This window comes from Pseudoalteromonas piscicida (assembly GCF_002208135.1).
Taxonomy (GTDB): Bacteria; Pseudomonadota; Gammaproteobacteria; order Enterobacterales; family Alteromonadaceae; genus Pseudoalteromonas; species Pseudoalteromonas piscicida_A.
Map to the genome: position 1 here is coordinate 4,110,699 of NZ_CP021646.1, position 17,512 is coordinate 4,128,210.

The following is a 17,512-nucleotide window of genomic DNA, read 5'->3' on the forward strand; positions in this document are numbered from 1 at the left end:
GCGAAATTATACTTGTTTCTGCTTAATTTGCAACTTGACGAGGCGAAATGTGACGTTTTTTGGACGCCAAATAGGTCAAAATTTGTTAGGGAGGAAGGCTTAAATTAAAGCCTGTACACGAGTGGCTATTTTTCCATCAAAGTTCTTAGTATTCTCGCAATATTGCAGCATATCGGTGAGGAAATAGCGGCGCAAAATAAAGCACCGCATTCACGGATTAGTCAATTGGTTAAGTTTACCGTTAGTCAGCTTCATTCATTTCAGGGTTAATACGCCCCAAAATACCATCAAGCTCATCCAAACTAGCATAGGAAATAACCAGTTTACCTTTACCTTTTTGGTTGTAGTTGATCTCAACTTTTGCGCCTAAGTTTTCCTGTAATTGCTGTTCAAGCAGCTTCACATCAGGATCTTTTTGCTTCGCTTCTTTTTTCTCAACAGGCTCTAAAATGGTGCGAACCAGTTTTTCGGTTTCTCTTACGGTTAATCCCTTGGCCACAGCAGTTCTTGCTGCTTCAGATTGCGCTTCACCAGTTAGGGCAAGTAAACAACGAGCATGGCCCATTTCTATATCGCCATGTTCCAACAAGATTTTTACATCATCGTTGAGATTGTTGAGACGAAGTAAATTGGTGACCGTCGTACGCGATTTACCCACCGCATCGGCAACTTGCTGATGCGTGAGTTCAAATTCATTAAGCAATCGATCTAAAGCAATTGCTTCTTCCATCGCATTGAGGTCTTCACGCTGAATGTTTTCAATAAGCGCAATCGCAACAGCCGCTTCATCCGGCACATCTTTGATTAAACAAGGAACGGTATCTTGCTTTGCTAGCTGTGCCGCACGCCAACGTCTTTCACCGGCAATAATTTCAAAGCTTTGCGTGGTAACTTTACGCACCACAATAGGCTGTAAAATCCCCTGTGAACGGATCGAACTCGCCAGTTCTTCAAGTGCCTGTTCAGACATATCTTTACGCGGTTGATATTTACCCGGCTTTAGCCACTCAATTGGTAATCGTTGTAACTCTTGTTCAACCACTGATTCAGTTAGGGGTTCGCTGACTGTCGCAACCACTTCTTCTTGATTAGGCACAGGTGCCGCAGCACTTGGATTAGGTTTAGCTGAGCTGAGTAGGGCATCCAACCCTCGGCCTAAACCACGTTTTTTAACCGACATGTTCTTTTTATCCTCTTAGGCAACCGCAGCCGCTTGCTTTTCTTTGCGTCTTAGCATTTCACCCGCTAGCGCTAGATAGGCTTTTGCACCGCTTGACGCTCTATCATAATACATCGCAGGCGCACCAAAACTTGGCGCCTCCGCTAATCGCACATTACGAGGGATCACAGTCCGGTACACTTTATCGCCAAAGTGTTGTTTTAACTGCTCAGATACGTCGTTAGCTAGACGATTACGCGGGTCGTACATAGTGCGCAAAATGCCTTCAATTTGCAATCCTGGATTCACCAACTTACCGAGTTGGGTAATGGTGTCCATTAAAGCTGTTAATCCCTCCAGTGCATAATATTCACACTGCATCGGAACTAAAACCGCATCGGCGGCAGCCATGGCATTTACCGTTAGCATATTTAATGAAGGTGGACAGTCGATGAATATATACTCATATTTATCTTTTATTGTCTCAAGGGCGTTGCGTAATCTAACCTCGCGCGCAAACAACTCCATCAGCTTGACTTCTGCCGCGGTTACATCCCCATTCGCTGCGATCAAATGATACTCACCACTGGTTTCTGTGGTGATCACTTGATCCATCGGCGCTTCTTCTATCAACAGATCATAAACCGTTGCGACATCGGCGTATTTATCGACGCCACTGCCCATGGTTGCATTGCCTTGGGGATCGAGATCGATCAACAGAACTTTACGTTTAGTCGCCGCCATGGACGCGGCTAAATTCACCGCAGTGGTTGTTTTACCAACACCACCTTTTTGGTTTGCTATTGCAATGACTCTTGCCACATTGTCCTCGACAATTAATCTTTAGAAAGAATGATTAAATGGCGCTCACCTTCAAGCTTGGGCACCACTAAACTAATATCTTGCGATAAACTCACGCCGTTTGGTAATTGTTCTAGCTCATCCGCAGGGTATTGACCCTTTAGTGCTAAGAATACACCTTGGTTATCGATTAAATGTGAACACCACTGGATCATATCTTGTAGTGATGCAAAAGCACGGCTGAGTACACCGTCTAATTTAACACTTGGCTGATATTCTTCAACTCGAGACTGCACAGGGGTAACATTCTCAATGCCAAGCCCATGTTTTACCTGCATTAAAAATCGAACTCTTTTACCAAGGCTATCAAGAAGAACAAAATTGATGTCCGGTCTAGCTATCGCTAAAACCATACCCGGTAAACCCGGTCCGGTGCCAACATCGATATAGTTACTGCCCGTTAGGTGTGGCGCAACAACCAAAGAGTCCATGATGTGTTTTACCATCATTTCTTTTGGGTCACGAACGGAAGTGAGGTTGTAGGCTTTGTTCCATTTATCCAGCAGCTGGACATATTCGACCAACTGCTGCTTTTGTTGTTCACTGAGCTCGATAGAGGTATCAGCGAGTAATTCATTCAATTGTTCTAGTAACACAGTGTTCCACTGCTATTACGCCGACTTACGTAATAGCCCTTGCTTTTTCAGATACACTAATAATAGCGAAATAGCAGCAGGGGTGATACCAGAAATACGTGAAGCTTGACCAATCGTTTGTGGACGAGCATCACTTAGCTTTGCTACAACCTCATTTGACAGGCCGCTTACCTGGCCATAATCAAACTCAGCAGGCAGTAATGTCTCTTCATGACGAAGTTGCTTATTAATCTCATCTTGTTGACGCGCAATGTAACCGGCGTACTTAGTTTGGATCTCAACCTGTTCAAGGGCTGGAATGTTATCAAACTCAGATCCTAATCCTTCAATTGCCATCAAGTCATGATAATTCACCTCTGGGCGACGGATCAGATCTTCAAGACTGGCTTCGCGTACCAGTGGTTTTTTTAGTAATTCGTTTACTGCTTCAAGTGCAGGGTGATCTTTATGGATCCAAGTATTGCGCAGACGCTGTGCTTCTTGTTCCATTACTTCAAGCTTGTCGTTGTATGCAGCCCAGCGTTCATCGTCAACCAGACCTAACTCGCGACCCTTTTCCGTTAGACGTAAATCCGCATTGTCTTCACGCAGTAACAAACGGTATTCAGCACGCGAGGTAAACATACGATAAGGTTCTTTTGTACCAAGCGTTGCTAAGTCGTCAATCAACACACCTGCATAAGCTTCATCACGGCGCGGTGTCCATGCTTCACGGCCTTGAACTTGAAGAGCTGCGTTCATACCTGCAATCAACCCTTGCGCACCAGCTTCTTCATAACCGGTTGTACCATTTATTTGACCCGCAAAGAATAAGCCATTGATAAACTTAGTTTCTAGTGATTGCTTAAGGTCACGGGGATCGAAGAAGTCGTACTCAATTGCATAGCCAGGACGACAAATATGCGCGTTCTCAAACCCTTTAATAGAACGCACGATCTCCAATTGGATATCAAATGGTAAGCTGGTGGAGATACCATTTGGATATAGCTCGTATGATGTTAAGCCTTCAGGCTCTACGAAGATCTGATGTTTTTCTTTATCTGCAAAACGGACAATTTTATCTTCGATAGAAGGGCAGTAACGTGGACCAATCCCTTCAATTACACCTGCATACATCGGCGAACGATGTAAATTATTGCGGATCACGTCATGGGTTTTTTCATTGGTATAAGTGATATAACAAGGGATCTGTTTTGGATGATCAGACACTTTGCCCATAAACGAGAAAACCGGAGTAGGGGTATCGCCAGGTTGTTCTTGCATCACTGAAAAGTCAACCGTTCTTGCATCGATACGTGGTGGTGTACCCGTTTTTAGACGATCAACTCGAAAAGGCATTTCACGTAAACGCTCAGCCAGAGCAATAGAAGGAGGATCGCCAGCACGGCCGCCTTTAAAGTTTTCTAAACCAATATGGATCTGGCCACCCAAGAAAGTACCAACCGTTAGCACCACTGAAGAAGCGCTAAAGCGTAAACCCATTTGCGTTACGACACCTTTGACCTGATCGCCTTCAACAATCAGATCATCACAAGATTGTTGGAAGATCTTTAAGTTTTCTTGATGTTGCAAAATGTCTTGGATCGCCGCTTTATACAATGCGCGATCTGCCTGAGCACGAGTCGCTCGTACCGCAGGGCCTTTCGATGAATTAAGCGTTCGAAATTGGATCCCACCTTTGTCGATTGCTTTGGCCATTGCACCACCAAGCGCATCGATCTCTTTAACCAAATGACCTTTACCAATCCCACCAATAGCTGGGTTACACGACATTTGGCCTAAGGTATCCATATTGTGTGTTAACAATAAGGTATTCATACCCATACGTGCAGCTGCAAGTGCAGCTTCAGTGCCTGCATGTCCACCACCAACAACGATGACATCAAAATGTTCATGATAAATCATTTACGGGATCCTACTTAAAACAACCGAGCAAATTTAGAAAGGATGCGTATTCTACCTAGAATTAACCAGAAGTGAAATGGTTAAACTTTGCACAACGCAAAAAAGAGATCACTTAAAATATATAAGGATCTTTTTAAAGATCTTTATTGATCTTACTACTACTGATCCTTTGATCTGTGAATAGTTTTGTATTCCTGTTTAGATCCAACTGCTTAACTAAGATCAATTGGTGTGAATTAGATCGGATCAACAGGCATACAACCTTTGATCAACTTGCCACTTTATTCACAGGGCTAGATCTGAATTATTTTATCCAATGGATAAGTAAGCGTAGATCAGCAGTTAGATCATAGGTTATCCACAATGCGATCTAAAATAGACTGAATTTGTGAATAACTTCTGTGTATTTCAATGTCGCAGCGTTAAGCGACACATTTAACAAACTTAGGTAACCAAGCAATAGCGGTATCTTCTGGTAGATCTGGGTGTAAAACATCGATCTTTTCTATGTCTAATAGCTGTGTCGCACCTTTTTCTTTAAGTAGATCAGCAAGATTAATAGCTGCATGATTAAAGGTGTCGTAACTTGAATCACCAATTCCCACTACCGCAAAGCGTAATTGGCTTAGATCCGAGCTCGCTTTTAGCGCTGATATAAAAGGTAATAAGTTTTCTGGATAGTCACCGGCCCCATAGGTTGATGTCACCACCAGCCAAAGTGCTTGCTGACAAGCTTCAAGCTCGGGTTTTTCATGCAAATTCACGGTATAACCTTGAGATTCAAGCGATTCCATCAGCTGTTCAGCAACGTATTCTGCTGATCCCATTTGGCTGCCTACAATAAGATCTAAAGTTTGCATTGTTACCCTTACCTAAGTCGTATTGCGCGCCATCTTAGCGTTTAACGTGAATATGTAAAGAGGGCTTTGAAGTAATTGGATAAAAATATTTGCACAAATAGTGTGTGATTTTTAATTTTTTTATTTATCTACATGAAATAAAACAGGAAAATAAAATATTCCTAAGCTTAACTCGGTGATTTATTTGTGGATAATCTATGGGATAGCTGAGCCTAAAAATACTTTTTTAAGGCAAGGCTCATGCTTGAAACGGTAAGATCTCCGCTGTTTTTGAACAAATTTTGAGGCTGTGGATGAGATGTTGTGGATAACGATCTAAAAGCCGGAAGTCGATCCAGTCTTTTAGATCTATATAGTTAGATCCATATAATAAAAGAATCTAAAAAAATGGTTAGATCTCGAGATTAATTTAGTTTGACAGCCAAGTTGTGCGGACTGGTTGTTCAAATAAGAAGTCTACAGCATGTTCTTCGAGCAGCCTTCTGGTGGCTGATTCTTGTAGTGCAATCACATGATCGCTGAGTGCATTACCCGATGAGATACGTTTGACTCCTAACTCTGCTAACGCCTGTTTATCGCTAAATCCGGGCAACAGCATCACATTGACTGGAATTGAAAGCAGGGCTGTTAGGCGTCTTATCATGGTGGTGTCGGTTAAACCGGGGATAATTTACGAGAAGTAGTCATAGACAGATTGTCATGGAGAAAAATATTGCCCATCCAACGGACAGTAAACTACTAGAAAAATGCCGTGGCAAACTGGTTGGTTTCGCTAAGCAAGCCAGTATTCGGCTTAGGCAAAGTTATGAACGAATTGGCCTAAGACCGCGCAAAAAGTAGCGCTGTGCCCATGCTAAACAATTTAAACGCATGATGAAAACACTGGGAAACTATCTCAGACGGGTGATGAAAGGTATCTTGAGGAAAAGCACCGAGCAGCCAAGTCGGGAGTTTATCCATGCCCTACAACAACACAAGCGGCTGTTAAAGCAAGAAAAACGAGTAAAAACAAACTCTATAACCTGCATGAGCTGGGTGTTCAATGTATCGCCAAGGGAAAAAGCGCAAAGCCATATGAGTTGAGTATCGCGACAATATTGAAAGAGCAGTTTGTAGTTTGCTTGCATGCAATGCATGGCAGCCCCTATGACGGCGACACGTTATGAGAAACGTTGAGAATAGTAGACAACGTCACAGATAAAAGGCGATACAGCTGTTTTGTAGATAGGGGTTATCGAGGAATGCGTTATGATGTGTATATTGCAGGGCAAAAGCGTAGGTAGGCCAAAGCTGCCGTAAAATTCTAGCCCAACTGCGGCTTTTTTATGCCTAGATTTAATATTTATTAGCAGCGAAAAGCGCTGCGTAATAACAGAATTGTCGATAAAATTAATGCCCAGTCTGGATTGATTGAATTCGGCTAGTCTAAGCATTAAAACGTCAATATTCTGGAGCGACGAAGTAACTCATGCTAATAGCTTGATTTCACAGTCACTCTAGCTGAAGTTATAACAGTTGATAAGGGGTATGACAGTAATGATTTTAGAAACCAACTTGAAAAGTTAAGCTGCCAAGAAAAGGAAGCAGCAAGGTGGGCAATGAGGATATAGATTGATGTATATCCAAATATCACCATTTTCTTGGGTGATTTATGGACAAAGGTTAACAGGCTCTAGGATTAAAGAAATGAAAATCATAGAAGTTCGTTTTTATCTATGGCCTTTAAATCAGAAAAAGGTTCGAGTAGTCGATGAAAAATATATACAAATACAAGGATAATTAGGATTGCGGCTGTTGAACCAAATTTGTCAGCGATAACAGAGTGAAATGTGGTTTTAAACAAGAAAGAAAGCAAAAAACAGATGACTACAGTCCATAATATACTTGGTTGAAGTGTAAAACCGCAGCAGGGACAATAAATGAACTTCTCAGAAATTAACTTCATCCTTATTACCATTGAAATTTCAGTTTTGCAGTTTGAACAACTTCGGACAAATATTTTCATGATATTCACATTTTATATAATTTAAATTATATGATTGAAGCGAAATGCTTCAATCATATAGTACGAAATGGCTTACTTGATATAATTATTATAAACCCAACGACCTGCTTTTAAGCCGTAATGCGCAGCTACTACAGCCACTGCAGCTTCTAAGAAGATACCACCATTTACCTTTTGTACTTCATTTTTATTTAATTGCTTGATCATTCCCCTGCAACTCCTAAGGCAAAGCCGCCAGCACCAGCACCTGCAGCTACACGAACAAGTCTGTAAGCTTTATAAGCTCTGTATGCGCCGTAACCTACCCAGACTAAAGCTGCGATACCACCATTTACTTCTTGAACTTGATAAGAATTTAATTCTTTCATCAGTATTTCTCACATTTAAATTTTATTATTAATTGTCATCACTTCTGCCAAAGAAGGTGACTTTCGTTCTAAGGGAGTTTGTCTCGCCTCAGGGAGTAAATAAAACCAAAAAAAATTTAAAAACGCAAAATTAGTAAAAAAAATAAATTGAATTTAATCAAACACTTAAGTTTATAATTATCTTGCGATAACATTTGATAAGTATCTAATAATTCTTTATGCTCCAATTCAGATAATAAGTGCACCAATCAAGCTTTAACAGTGGTAAGAGATCAACTACTTGTTGGTTATAGCTTGTTTGACTTATTACTTACCAATACAAAACGAACTAAAGATTTTGCCCAGCAGGTCATCGGAGCTAAATTCACCGGTGATCTCATTGAGGTATTGCTGGGTAAGGCGCAGCTCTTCTGCCAAAATTTCACCGGCAATATGCATTTCTAGCTGAGTTTGACCTATTTCTAGGTGCTCAGCAGCGCGTTCTAGGGCGTCTAAGTGACGACGGCGAGCCATAAAGCCACCTTCAGTTGCACCAGTAAATCCAATACAGGCTTTTAGGTGTTCCCTCAATAAATCAATGCCTTGAATATCTTTGGCACTTAGACGGATAAGGGTATGGCCATCACTCGTTGTTGTGCCAACCGCTTCACCGCTTAAATCGACTTTATTGCGGATCACGGTAATTTCCATGCCTTGCGGTAACTGCTCGATAAAATCAGGCCAGATCTTCGCAGGATCGGTTTCGTGGGTTTCAGTGCCATCTACCATAAACAGTACATGATCGGCGCTGCGGATCTCTTCCCAAGCACGCTCAATACCTATTTGCTCCACTTTATCAGGACTTTCACGAAGTCCTGCCGTGTCGATAATATGAAGCGGCATGCCATCAATATGAATATGCTCACGTAGTACGTCTCGTGTCGTACCTGCGATGTCTGTAACAATCGCGGCTTCACGGCCCGCTAAGGCATTGAGTAGCGAAGATTTACCAGCATTAGGGCGGCCTGCAATCACCACGCGCATGCCTTCACGCATGATGCTGCCTTGCTTGGCTTGTTTACGCACTTCTGCGAGTTGCTGAATAATGGCTTCTAGGTCACCCGAGACTTTACCATCGGAAAGAAAGTCGATTTCTTCATCGGGGAAATCTATTGCGGCTTCTACGTACATGCGCAGATGAATTACTTTCTCAACCAAAGTATTGATATGTTTAGAAAAGTCACCTTGTAGTGAATGTAGCGCACTTTTTGCAGCTTGCTCGCTGGTGGCGTTGATCAAGTCTGCGATAGCTTCTGCTTGCGTTAAGTCTAGCTTGTCGTTCATAAAAGCACGTTCTGAGAACTCCCCAGGCTTTGCCAAGCGCACTTGCTCGATTTGGCTGATTTCCTTTAACAGCATATCAAGTACCACTGGGCCACCGTGGCCTTGTAACTCAAGAACATCTTCACCGGTGAATGAGTTCGGCCCTTGGAAGAACAATGCAATACCTTGGTCTAGTTGTTCACCTGCTAGGGTATTGAATGGCAGGTATTCGGCATAGCGAGTTTTTGGGCATTTACCTAAGATTTGCTCGGCAACTGCTCGGGCTTTACACCCTGAAACTCGAATAATACCAACGCCACCGCGACCCGGTGCGGTAGCCTGTGCTGCTATGGTGTCTTGTGCGATCATGATGACTCTTTAGACTGTCTGGTTAATAGCCATAATTGTACAGCAATTGATATATCTCAGGTATAGCTGGTGGGTAATATCTGAGTCTGCTCATTGTGTTTTGGGTGGTTGATGACCTTAATGATACGGTTATGCGCTTTTGTCAGGTATAATTATGATCACAGTTTTTACTGTTCTTACTAGCAAAGGTTGTATAAGGGAAACTAACGCTGTGCTGCACTTTCTTCAATACCGCTTCGATCCAAATGTCTCGTGTTTATATCGTGATGCTGAGCAAGTGCCACTTAGGCCGAGAGTTGCGCAGCTGTTGGCATATTTTTTAGCTCATCCAAATCAAATTGTTACACGTGAAACATTGCTCAGTACGTTGTGGCAACACGGTGAGTTTAGAGAAGCTGCACTAACACAAAGTATCACTGAGCTAAGACAAGCCCTCAAAGATAACGCCCAGCAACCCACTTTTATTAAAACCATACCACAGCAAGGTTATCAGTGGATTTGTCCTGTTGAGAGCCGCACATTTACCACATTCAAACTCACTACAACAATGAAAGCGATGCTTGTCGTTGGCGCTATTGCGTTAAGTGGAGTCGCAGCGAGTGTTTACCTCGTTTCTAGCTCAGTACCCGTTGTCACTCGTATACAAGCTGAGCAAGACTCGTTAATCATTGTGCCTATGGTGAATGAGACGGGTGTGCAAGCCAATGCGTGGTGGGGTTATGCGCTTGAAGCAGCATTGAGACAACATTTACAGTCTCATTATCAATTAGTACCGCGAAGCCAATATCCTGAGCTTGCAGAGAATAGTGCGATTAATAAGCTCACGCTTTCACTAAAGCCGATACAACAGCGTTTTTTACTCAGTGTTACTTTTGGAGATAAGCAAAGCGAGATAATTGTTGAACAGTTAGATGAGAGCTTTGAAGCGATTGCAACAGAGGTTATTGCGCAGTTAGCGCTAGATATTGACACTAAAACCGCCAAAAAATCATCCTTAAATCTAGCAATGAATGACTATTACCGCGGTGTACAAGCATTAAATGAACAGGGACCTCAACTGGCAAAGGCATATTTTGAGGCGGCTGTGGCACAAATGCCGGAACATCTAGAAAGTCAGTTGGAGCTTGCGCAAATTTGTTGGCAGCTCGGTGATATTGATTCTGCCACACGTCGATTCGAACAGATTTCACTAAGTTCAGCTTCAACCGCGACTCGTGCTCGCTACCACCTCTATTACGGAGAGTTTTTCAAGGCACAAGGCTTACATCAGCAAGCGTTGCAGCAAGCTCAGCTTGCCCTCGATGCTGCTGAGCAAAGTCAGCAAGTTGAGTTGATTGCGATGGCATATCAACTCAAAGCGGATGCTTTTTGGGTGTTACAACGTTGGGATGAATACCAGCAAGCGATGAGTTCAGCGCATGTTTTGATAGGCAGTCGATCGTTTGCCTATAGCGAAGCACAGCGGAGTTTCTATCTTGCCAATCCACCAGCGGCTGGTCCCGCTGAAAAAACGTTACTGAACTTAGAGAAGAGTAAACCTGTGCTCGCGCAAGCCATTGCCTATTATGAGCAAACTGAGCAGACCATGAATCTAATAAAAGCTTTGTTTGCTTATGGTCAAAATTACTTAGTGCCAGTGGTTGAAAGTGAGCCTAGTTTATTAAAAGCCCTCGCTTTGGCTCAGAAAAATGGATATCGCTATTTAGAAAAGCAAATACTCACTTACCTAGGATTCTACTATATTCAGCTGCATCAGGGAGAAAAGGCGCTACGGTATTTAAATGAGATTAACGGCGAGCCGCGTTTTATTCCAAGTTATGAGCAACAGCAATTACTGATTGGCATGGCGCATATGGATATCGCATTGCAAACGGGTGATACGGATGCAATGCAAAGTGCAATTACGCAATATCACATGCTGTTAGAAAGCGATTATATTTCTTCGGTGACGCGTGCCAACGTTAAATTGTTACTGGGTTGGACCTGGATCAAAGCGGGCAAGCTCGAATTAGCAGAGCCGCTGACGATTGATGCAATGCACGATTATCAAATGTTACAGCTACAAGAAGTTGAGACCTATGCGCTCTATACGCAAATGTATATCCACCTTTTGAGAAACGAGCCTCAACAAGCGCTTGAGATTATTACTGCACATCAACATAGCAATTCACATCTTTTATTGCTTTACGGTGTTGTTGCGGCTGATATGTTAAAAGAAGAAGCGCTGCAAAAGCGCTTTTCAGATAAATTGGCCGGGCTTGAAAATAGCCAATTATTACAGCAACAGTTGCTGCAAATACGCCAGCAAAGCAGCATCGATAAGCGTTTTATTGCTGAGCTTATCGATGCCCCTTACAGCGTCTACTGTCAGAGTAAATGGACGATAAATTAGGCTCTAGTCTATGTTGGGTGGCTGATTACCGCGATAAACGACTTCACCATGTTTGTCTTGTACCACCCAGTAAGGTAGCTCTCTAATCTCAAACTGGCTAAATACTTGGTTGTGGTGATCGAACACAATATCGTGTTTGATCTCAAAACGTTGTTGGTAGTCTCGAGCACTTTGTTCTTCCACATAAAAGGGCTTAATCACAGTAACGACCGGATACGCACTCGAGTCAGCGAGTTGATTGTTTTGCTTTATTCTCATTTCACAGGCAGGAATATGTTGAAACGGACACAAGCTATCGCTGAAAAATAACACTCTGTATTGGCTGTTTATCGTCGCTATAGAAAATGGCGTACCAGTGAGTGTTTGCAACGGGATCCGTGTTTCTTTCTCTGTGCTTGGTGCACTCTTAGTCGTCAACAACTCTTGTTTGATAACTTTGTCGTCTTTAACGATAACACGAACAGGCGTTTGCCTTATTGCAAAGCGTTGCAGCAACTGGTTTTGCTTATCAATGACTAACTCAGCATAGCTTGGATAGGCCTGTTTAAATTGCGCTAAGCTTGCCTCATCAATATTAATATCGGGCTGTAGCAATCTCCTTGGTGCTAGTGGCGTTGGTAGAGTTGTGGGCTGTACATACTCATCCCAAATATTAATAAACACATACTCTTGCGTGTTAGCGTGCGCAAACAAGCTGAGACACACAGCGGCGAATATAAGTAGGGCTTTAATTGATGACATTAGTTTGCTCCTTGAAGTGTGTTCAGATGTTGTTGCAGTTCATCTGTAAACAACGCGCTGCGATAGATTTCTTTGCCGTTTTCATCTATGAGGATGTGTTGTGGCGTGCCTAACACTTGAAACTGCTGAGTTATCTTGCCACTACCATCAAATACCGTTGGAAATTGGTAATTATGTTTATCAAGGTAAGTTTGCACGCCTTTTTTCGACTGATTGAAGCCAATATTGACGGCGATAACCTGATAGTGGTTATTGGCTTGCTGGAAGCTTTGCTCAAGCAGTGGCATTTCTTCCACACAGTAGGAGCACCACGTTGCCCAAAACTTCAAGTAAGTGACTTTGCCTTGACTGGTTACGGTATTGTTTGCAAGCGTATTGGCGGTAAGTACGGGATAGTCCTTTGCTGCAGACATTGTGCTGAGTAACATAAAGAGAGAATAAAATATGATTTTTTTCATGGTGGTTCCTTTGCATTTTATAGCCAACTTTTGCCAGCTTGAATAAGAAAATATTGCGCCATCGCGACTAAGATAAGTGCGGTTGCTGTAGTGATGTGATTTAGCCAAACTCCAGATCTTGGTAATGTATGCAAAAAGCGCGTGCTTAGCCCTGCTAGCAGTAATAGGGTGCTCATACCGAGCGCAAAACTAAACAGCAGCGCGCCTCCTAATAGAGGTTGCTGGGCATTAGCAACGAAGAGCAATAAGCCACCTAGAATGGGAGACGTACAGGGAGCCGCTACAAGAGCGCTGGCCATGCCCATTAGAAGAGGTGCTGGTGAGCCTGTTGAAATCGTTTTTGGCAAGCGTGGCAGCGAGATTAAGCCTTTTGATACCGCAGCAAAGTAGAATAGTAGATTGGCAAAAATAAGCAGCACCCAAGGGTTTGTTGCTACCTGGCCAAAGAAGCTACCGGTTAGTGCTGCAATAAATCCAAGCGCGGCGTACACCGCTGCAAAGCCTAGTGCATACCAGATTGGAGCAAGGCGAATATGGCGTTGTTGGCTAAGAGTTGCAACAGTTATGGGCAGTATGGGATATACGCAGGGCGTAAAGCTGGTGAGTACACCGACTAAGAGTGCAATAGGCACTAACCACCAATCAGTTTCGGCACTGGAGAGTGCCTGTAGTAAAGTAGATTCAAGCATCGTCTTCTCTTTGCATTTTTTAACTGCAAAAGAGCATGACGGATAGCCCAAATTTGACCTATCAAATCGTCATAAAACCGCTATCAAATTTTATCAAGTATTTGATTTTATTTGATATTTTAATTCTCATGAGTTTAAAAGAAAAAGTGCTTGTTGCTTGGTGTGTTCATAAGATAAGGTAAGTTACCTAGTTTAGGTAAGTTTATACGTTAAAGGGAGATATTATGAATAGACTAACACTAGCGGTTGTATCTGCAGCATTTGCGGTATCTGGTTCTGCACTAAGTGATGAGGATGTAAAACCAGACTACGACCCTACAAAGTATTGTTATTATGCCGATCAGGCATATTCTAAGGGATCGGTAGAAAAGCAAAATAACAAATGGAAAGTATGTGTTGACGGCGGTCCAAATGGTGAGCTCCAGTGGGTTGATCAGTAACGACAATTTCATATGATGCGCAAATAAAAAACGCCAGCTGTGAAGCTGGCGTTTTTTATTCAAGGTGTACGAGCGTTAACCGCGTACTTTCATGCCTTTTTTCTCCATGCCACGGTAGATGATAAGCATCTGAGCGATAGAGATAAGGTTTGAAACCAACCAGTAAAGTACCAGACCTGATGGGAACCAAATAAAGAAGATTGAGAACACGACTGGCATGTAAGTCATCATCTTTTGTTGCATTGGGTCTGTAACCGTCATTGGCTGTAGTTTTTGGGTTAGGAACATACTTGCGCCAAATAGCACAGGTAGTACGTAGTACGGGTCCATTGATGATAGGTCCGTTAACCACAACATAAACTCAGCATGACGTAGTTCTGTTGATTCAAGGAATACGTAAAACAAGGCTAGGAAGATTGGCATTTGTAGTAACAGTGGGAAACAGCCACCCATTGGGTTCACTTTTTCCTTACGGTACATTTCCATCATTGCTTGGCCGAACTTCTGGCGGTCATCGCCATAACGCTCTTTTAGTGCCTGCATCTTAGGCTGTAGCATGCGCATTTTAGCCATTGAGGTGTATTGCGCTTTAGTAAGTGGGTATAGCGCCGTTTTCACAATCAAAGTGATTGCAATAATCGCCAGACCCCAGTTACCTAAAATACCGTAAAGGAACTTAAGCAGTGTCAGTAGCGGTTGTGAAATAAACCATAACCAGCCGTAGTCTACTGTGAGATCTAGGTCTTTTTGGATGGCTTCTAGCGCTTCAGTGTCTTTAGGACCCATGTAGTACACCGCATGGATAGTTGCCGTGCTATTTGCTTGAACATTGGTTGGTTCACTCTTCATACCAACAATACCAACACCATTTCTAAGCGTGGTATAAATCGTATTATTGGTTTGCTGATCTGGCACCCACGCACTGACGAAGTAATGCTGTAGAAAAGCAACATAGCCGCCTTGGGTATTTTTATTCAGGTTCGCATCCGCCATGTCAGAGAAGCTGTATTTCTCATAAGGCTCTTCAGCGGTACCATAGGCTGCGCCTAAGTATGTCTGATCAACCATGCTGCCTTTATCTTGGCGTGTACGTTTGATTTGTGTGTACAGTTGTACTTGAACAGGTGATGAGGTGGTGTTGTTAACTTGGTATTCTAAGTCAACATCATATTTACCTGCTTTAAATACATAAGTTTTTGTGTACTGTACGCCTTTCTCATCAGTAAAAGTCAGTGGTACACGTAATGTATCGCCATTAAGCTCATACTGCTGTTGTGCAGACTCATATACTGGGCGACCAGCCTTGTTTGCGTCAGGGCCGTTTAAACCAATTAAACCACTCTGTGAAACATACTGTTTGCCTTCAAATTCACCAAGTAACATGAAAGGCGTGTCGCTGCCATGGGTTTCTGCGTGTTGTAGTAAATTAGCTTCAACGATATCACCGCCCTTAGTATCAATTTTTACCGCAAGTACATCGGTAGTGATACTAATGACAGAACGTGTTGCCTGAGTTGCTACAACTGGGACATCGGATTGGCTTGATGCTGGCACATCAGCTTGCTCTTCTGTTGGGGTTGAGTTCGCCACTTGTTGTGTGACGGCACTGGTATCAGCTTGTGGCTGGTTTTGTTCTTGTGTCCACTCTTGGAACAGTAGGAACGAAACCAGCAACAAACCGATAAATAAAAACGTGCGTTGCGATTCCATAACAGCTCTTATTTCTCGTGTTGTTTAACTTTAGTCGACTTCACAGGTACAGGATCATCTCCACCTGCGCTCAAAGGGTGACATTTTAATATGCGTTTAACCGCTAACCAACTCCCTTTTGCAATTCCATGTAAATTAATTGCTTGAATTGCATAACTAGAACAGGTCGGGTTGAAGCGACAATGAGGCCCGAGTAGGGGGCTAATCCATTGTTGATAACCGCGGATCAGCAATATAAGCAGGTGCTTGGGAAGCGAACAAACTGCTTTGAACTGATTTCTGATCTTGCTACGCCCTGAAGTTGAATTCATGGCTTTGTAGATATCAATTTCCTCAATTGACTGCTTCAACCCAAGTGAGCAAAAACAGACTATTTTTCCATTGATATAGCTGATTAAAAGGTGAGCTAACCTTACCTTAATTGGCGTAAAATTACTATGCTAGCAAGGGTAAATGCGCCGTAAAAAGGAAAGGCTAAAGCAGATTATTGCTTTTTCGCGTTAGCTTGAGGATTTTTTGAACGCTTGTGTTGAGGCTTTGGCTTAAAAGGTGGTTTAGGTGCACCAGGCTTACAACGTTCATTTATTTTGCGCCACATCTTAGTGAGCTGTTTAGTTAGCTCTTCATTAGATTGCTCGTCAACACCGGTTTTGACCATCAACACAATATCGATGTTATCAAGTTTATGACGATTTAATCGGAAGCTTTCTCTGGCAAGTCGCTTGATACGGTTTCGTTGACATGCTTTTTTGCAGCGTTTTTTTGCTACAGTCAAACCGAGTCTTGGATGACCAACATCATTTGGTTTTGCAAGTAGAGTAAAATAAGGCGTAGCAGCGCGAGCTGGCTCTTGAAATATGCGGGAGTAATGCGAGGGAGTTAACAAACGTAACTCCCTGCTAAAGCTAAAGTCTTCCACTAAATATTAAGCAGAAAGTACTTTACGGCCTTTAGCACGACGACGTGCTAATACTTTACGACCGTTCTTAGTCGCCATGCGAGCACGGAAACCGTGAGTGCGCTTGCGCTTAAGTACGCTAGGTTGAAAAGTTCTTTTCATAACAATTCCATCCGATCGGTTAAAAGTTAAAACATCCTATGCAGGTCGCGATCCTGGCACAGGTGCCATTGCGAGCGCGAGATATTAAAGCTGGGCGCGTCTAAAGTCAATCAAAATCTGTTCTCTGTGGCTAAATAATCCACAGTGAGTGATTTCTTTATCCTTATATATAGACAAAACTTGGCAAAGCTATCGAGCAAACATAGACGATCCACATAAAGTAGGATCAATACGAAATCGATCTGCATAGATCTGATCCGATGGGCGGCATTATAGCATTTAGTAAGAATAGGAAAAGCTCTGGAAAACTAAATTTGATCTTAATTTTGGGGTGAGATCGGAAGAGTTTTTTGCTATGATCTTACTTGTGGGTAAAAAATAAAAACCTTTAAATTTCATGCGTTTAATTTTTTGCTAGGGTTAGATCTTGCTTTTTCTAAATGTCAATATTGAACTTGTGGATAAGATCACTTCATAATACCCCGCTTCCACCAGTGATTTTGTAATAAAAACTAAGTATTTCCGGCGATCCTTTCATTTAGATCTGACTATTTAGATCTGAATGCTCTATTTTTTATTCCCGGGAATCAAAACCTA

General features: G+C 42.5%; 20 protein-coding genes. 4 read left to right on the forward strand and 16 right to left on the reverse strand.

What is annotated here, in order from left to right; genetic code table 11:
• Positions 1-241 precede the first annotated feature (241 nt).
• The 6 genes from B1L02_RS18530 to B1L02_RS18555 form a co-directional block, all read right to left on the reverse strand.
• The gene (locus B1L02_RS18530) at positions 242-1,180 is read right to left on the reverse strand and encodes a ParB/RepB/Spo0J family partition protein (protein ID WP_088532213.1); all 939 of its coding nucleotides are present in this window, start codon (positions 1,178-1,180) and stop codon (positions 242-244) included.
• A 15-nt stretch (positions 1,181-1,195) separates the two neighbouring features.
• Positions 1,196-1,981 (reverse strand): ParA family protein, encoded by a 786-nt coding sequence (locus tag B1L02_RS18535; protein WP_010376876.1) that lies wholly within the window; start codon positions 1,979-1,981, stop codon positions 1,196-1,198.
• 14 nt (positions 1,982-1,995) lie between these two features.
• Entirely contained in the window at positions 1,996-2,616 is a 621-nt protein-coding gene (gene rsmG, locus B1L02_RS18540) for a 16S rRNA (guanine(527)-N(7))-methyltransferase RsmG (RefSeq protein ID WP_010376874.1), read from the reverse strand.
• A gap of 15 nt (positions 2,617-2,631) precedes the next feature.
• Positions 2,632-4,521 (reverse strand): tRNA uridine-5-carboxymethylaminomethyl(34) synthesis enzyme MnmG, encoded by a 1,890-nt coding sequence (gene mnmG, locus B1L02_RS18545; protein ID WP_088532214.1) that lies wholly within the window; start codon positions 4,519-4,521, stop codon positions 2,632-2,634.
• 422 nt (positions 4,522-4,943) lie between these two features.
• Complete coding sequence (gene mioC / locus B1L02_RS18550; protein WP_088532215.1) at positions 4,944-5,381, reverse strand: FMN-binding protein MioC; 438 nt, start codon at positions 5,379-5,381, stop codon at positions 4,944-4,946.
• A 409-nt stretch (positions 5,382-5,790) separates the two neighbouring features.
• Positions 5,791-6,051: an isocitrate lyase/phosphoenolpyruvate mutase family protein gene (locus B1L02_RS18555; protein ID WP_316829181.1), complete on the reverse strand. Its 261-nt coding sequence runs from the start codon at positions 6,049-6,051 to the stop codon at positions 5,791-5,793.
• 29 nt (positions 6,052-6,080) lie between these two features.
• On the opposite strand from B1L02_RS18555, the gene B1L02_RS23870 reads away from it, so the two are divergent.
• Together B1L02_RS23870 and B1L02_RS24645 are read left to right on the forward strand one after the other, a co-directional pair.
• On the forward strand, positions 6,081-6,221 hold the full coding sequence (locus tag B1L02_RS23870) for a hypothetical protein (RefSeq protein WP_157757268.1): 141 nt from the start codon (positions 6,081-6,083) through the stop codon (positions 6,219-6,221).
• Between the two features lie 30 nt (positions 6,222-6,251).
• Positions 6,252-6,464, forward strand: coding sequence for a hypothetical protein (locus B1L02_RS24645; protein ID WP_232003120.1), 213 nt, complete (start codon positions 6,252-6,254; stop codon positions 6,462-6,464).
• A 994-nt stretch (positions 6,465-7,458) separates the two neighbouring features.
• Here B1L02_RS24645 and B1L02_RS25020 read toward each other — a convergent pair.
• The 3 genes from B1L02_RS25020 to mnmE all read right to left on the reverse strand — a co-directional run bounded on the left by B1L02_RS25020 (position 7,459) and on the right by mnmE (position 9,425).
• Positions 7,459-7,593: a hypothetical protein gene (locus B1L02_RS25020; protein WP_257790096.1), complete on the reverse strand. Its 135-nt coding sequence runs from the start codon at positions 7,591-7,593 to the stop codon at positions 7,459-7,461.
• Positions 7,590-7,754, reverse strand: a complete 165-nt coding sequence (locus B1L02_RS23875; RefSeq protein WP_157757269.1) for a hypothetical protein — start codon at positions 7,752-7,754, stop codon at positions 7,590-7,592. Before B1L02_RS23875 ends, B1L02_RS25020 begins: the two co-directional genes overlap by 4 nt.
• A gap of 306 nt (positions 7,755-8,060) precedes the next feature.
• Positions 8,061-9,425 (reverse strand): tRNA uridine-5-carboxymethylaminomethyl(34) synthesis GTPase MnmE, encoded by a 1,365-nt coding sequence (gene mnmE, locus B1L02_RS18560; protein WP_088532216.1) that lies wholly within the window; start codon positions 9,423-9,425, stop codon positions 8,061-8,063.
• A 211-nt stretch (positions 9,426-9,636) separates the two neighbouring features.
• Between mnmE and B1L02_RS18565 the strand changes: the two genes are divergently transcribed.
• Complete coding sequence (locus tag B1L02_RS18565; protein ID WP_223191961.1) at positions 9,637-11,817, forward strand: winged helix-turn-helix domain-containing protein; 2,181 nt, start codon at positions 9,637-9,639, stop codon at positions 11,815-11,817.
• 3 nt (positions 11,818-11,820) lie between these two features.
• On the opposite strand, the gene B1L02_RS18570 is transcribed toward B1L02_RS18565, so the two are convergent.
• Genes B1L02_RS18570 through B1L02_RS18580 form a run of 3 tightly spaced genes read right to left on the reverse strand, consistent with a single transcriptional unit; the run spans position 11,821 to position 13,705 of the window.
• A complete protein-coding gene (locus B1L02_RS18570; RefSeq protein WP_088532218.1) occupies positions 11,821-12,558 on the reverse strand; it encodes a TlpA family protein disulfide reductase in 738 nt (245 codons plus the stop codon).
• Positions 12,558-13,016, reverse strand: coding sequence for a TlpA family protein disulfide reductase (locus tag B1L02_RS18575; RefSeq protein ID WP_088532219.1), 459 nt, complete (start codon positions 13,014-13,016; stop codon positions 12,558-12,560). The genes B1L02_RS18570 and B1L02_RS18575 overlap by 1 nt, the downstream gene beginning before the upstream one ends.
• A 17-nt stretch (positions 13,017-13,033) precedes the next feature.
• The gene (locus tag B1L02_RS18580) at positions 13,034-13,705 is read right to left on the reverse strand and encodes a cytochrome c biogenesis protein CcdA (RefSeq protein WP_088532220.1); all 672 of its coding nucleotides are present in this window, start codon (positions 13,703-13,705) and stop codon (positions 13,034-13,036) included.
• Between the two features lie 224 nt (positions 13,706-13,929).
• On the opposite strand from B1L02_RS18580, the gene B1L02_RS18585 reads away from it, so the two are divergent.
• A complete protein-coding gene (locus tag B1L02_RS18585; protein WP_088532221.1) occupies positions 13,930-14,145 on the forward strand; it encodes a DUF1496 domain-containing protein in 216 nt (71 codons plus the stop codon).
• A gap of 75 nt (positions 14,146-14,220) precedes the next feature.
• On the opposite strand, the gene yidC is transcribed toward B1L02_RS18585, so the two are convergent.
• From yidC to rpmH, 4 genes are all read right to left on the reverse strand, one after another.
• Positions 14,221-15,855, reverse strand: coding sequence for a membrane protein insertase YidC (gene yidC, locus B1L02_RS18590; protein ID WP_088532222.1), 1,635 nt, complete (start codon positions 15,853-15,855; stop codon positions 14,221-14,223).
• Between the two features lie 8 nt (positions 15,856-15,863).
• A complete protein-coding gene (gene yidD, locus B1L02_RS18595) occupies positions 15,864-16,166 on the reverse strand; it encodes a membrane protein insertion efficiency factor YidD (protein WP_010604158.1) in 303 nt (100 codons plus the stop codon).
• A gap of 173 nt (positions 16,167-16,339) precedes the next feature.
• Positions 16,340-16,774: a ribonuclease P protein component gene (rnpA, locus tag B1L02_RS18600; RefSeq protein WP_010376847.1), complete on the reverse strand. Its 435-nt coding sequence runs from the start codon at positions 16,772-16,774 to the stop codon at positions 16,340-16,342.
• Between the two features lie 6 nt (positions 16,775-16,780).
• A complete protein-coding gene (rpmH, locus tag B1L02_RS18605; RefSeq protein ID WP_010376846.1) occupies positions 16,781-16,915 on the reverse strand; it encodes a 50S ribosomal protein L34 in 135 nt (44 codons plus the stop codon).
• Between the last annotated feature and the right edge of the window lie 597 nt (positions 16,916-17,512).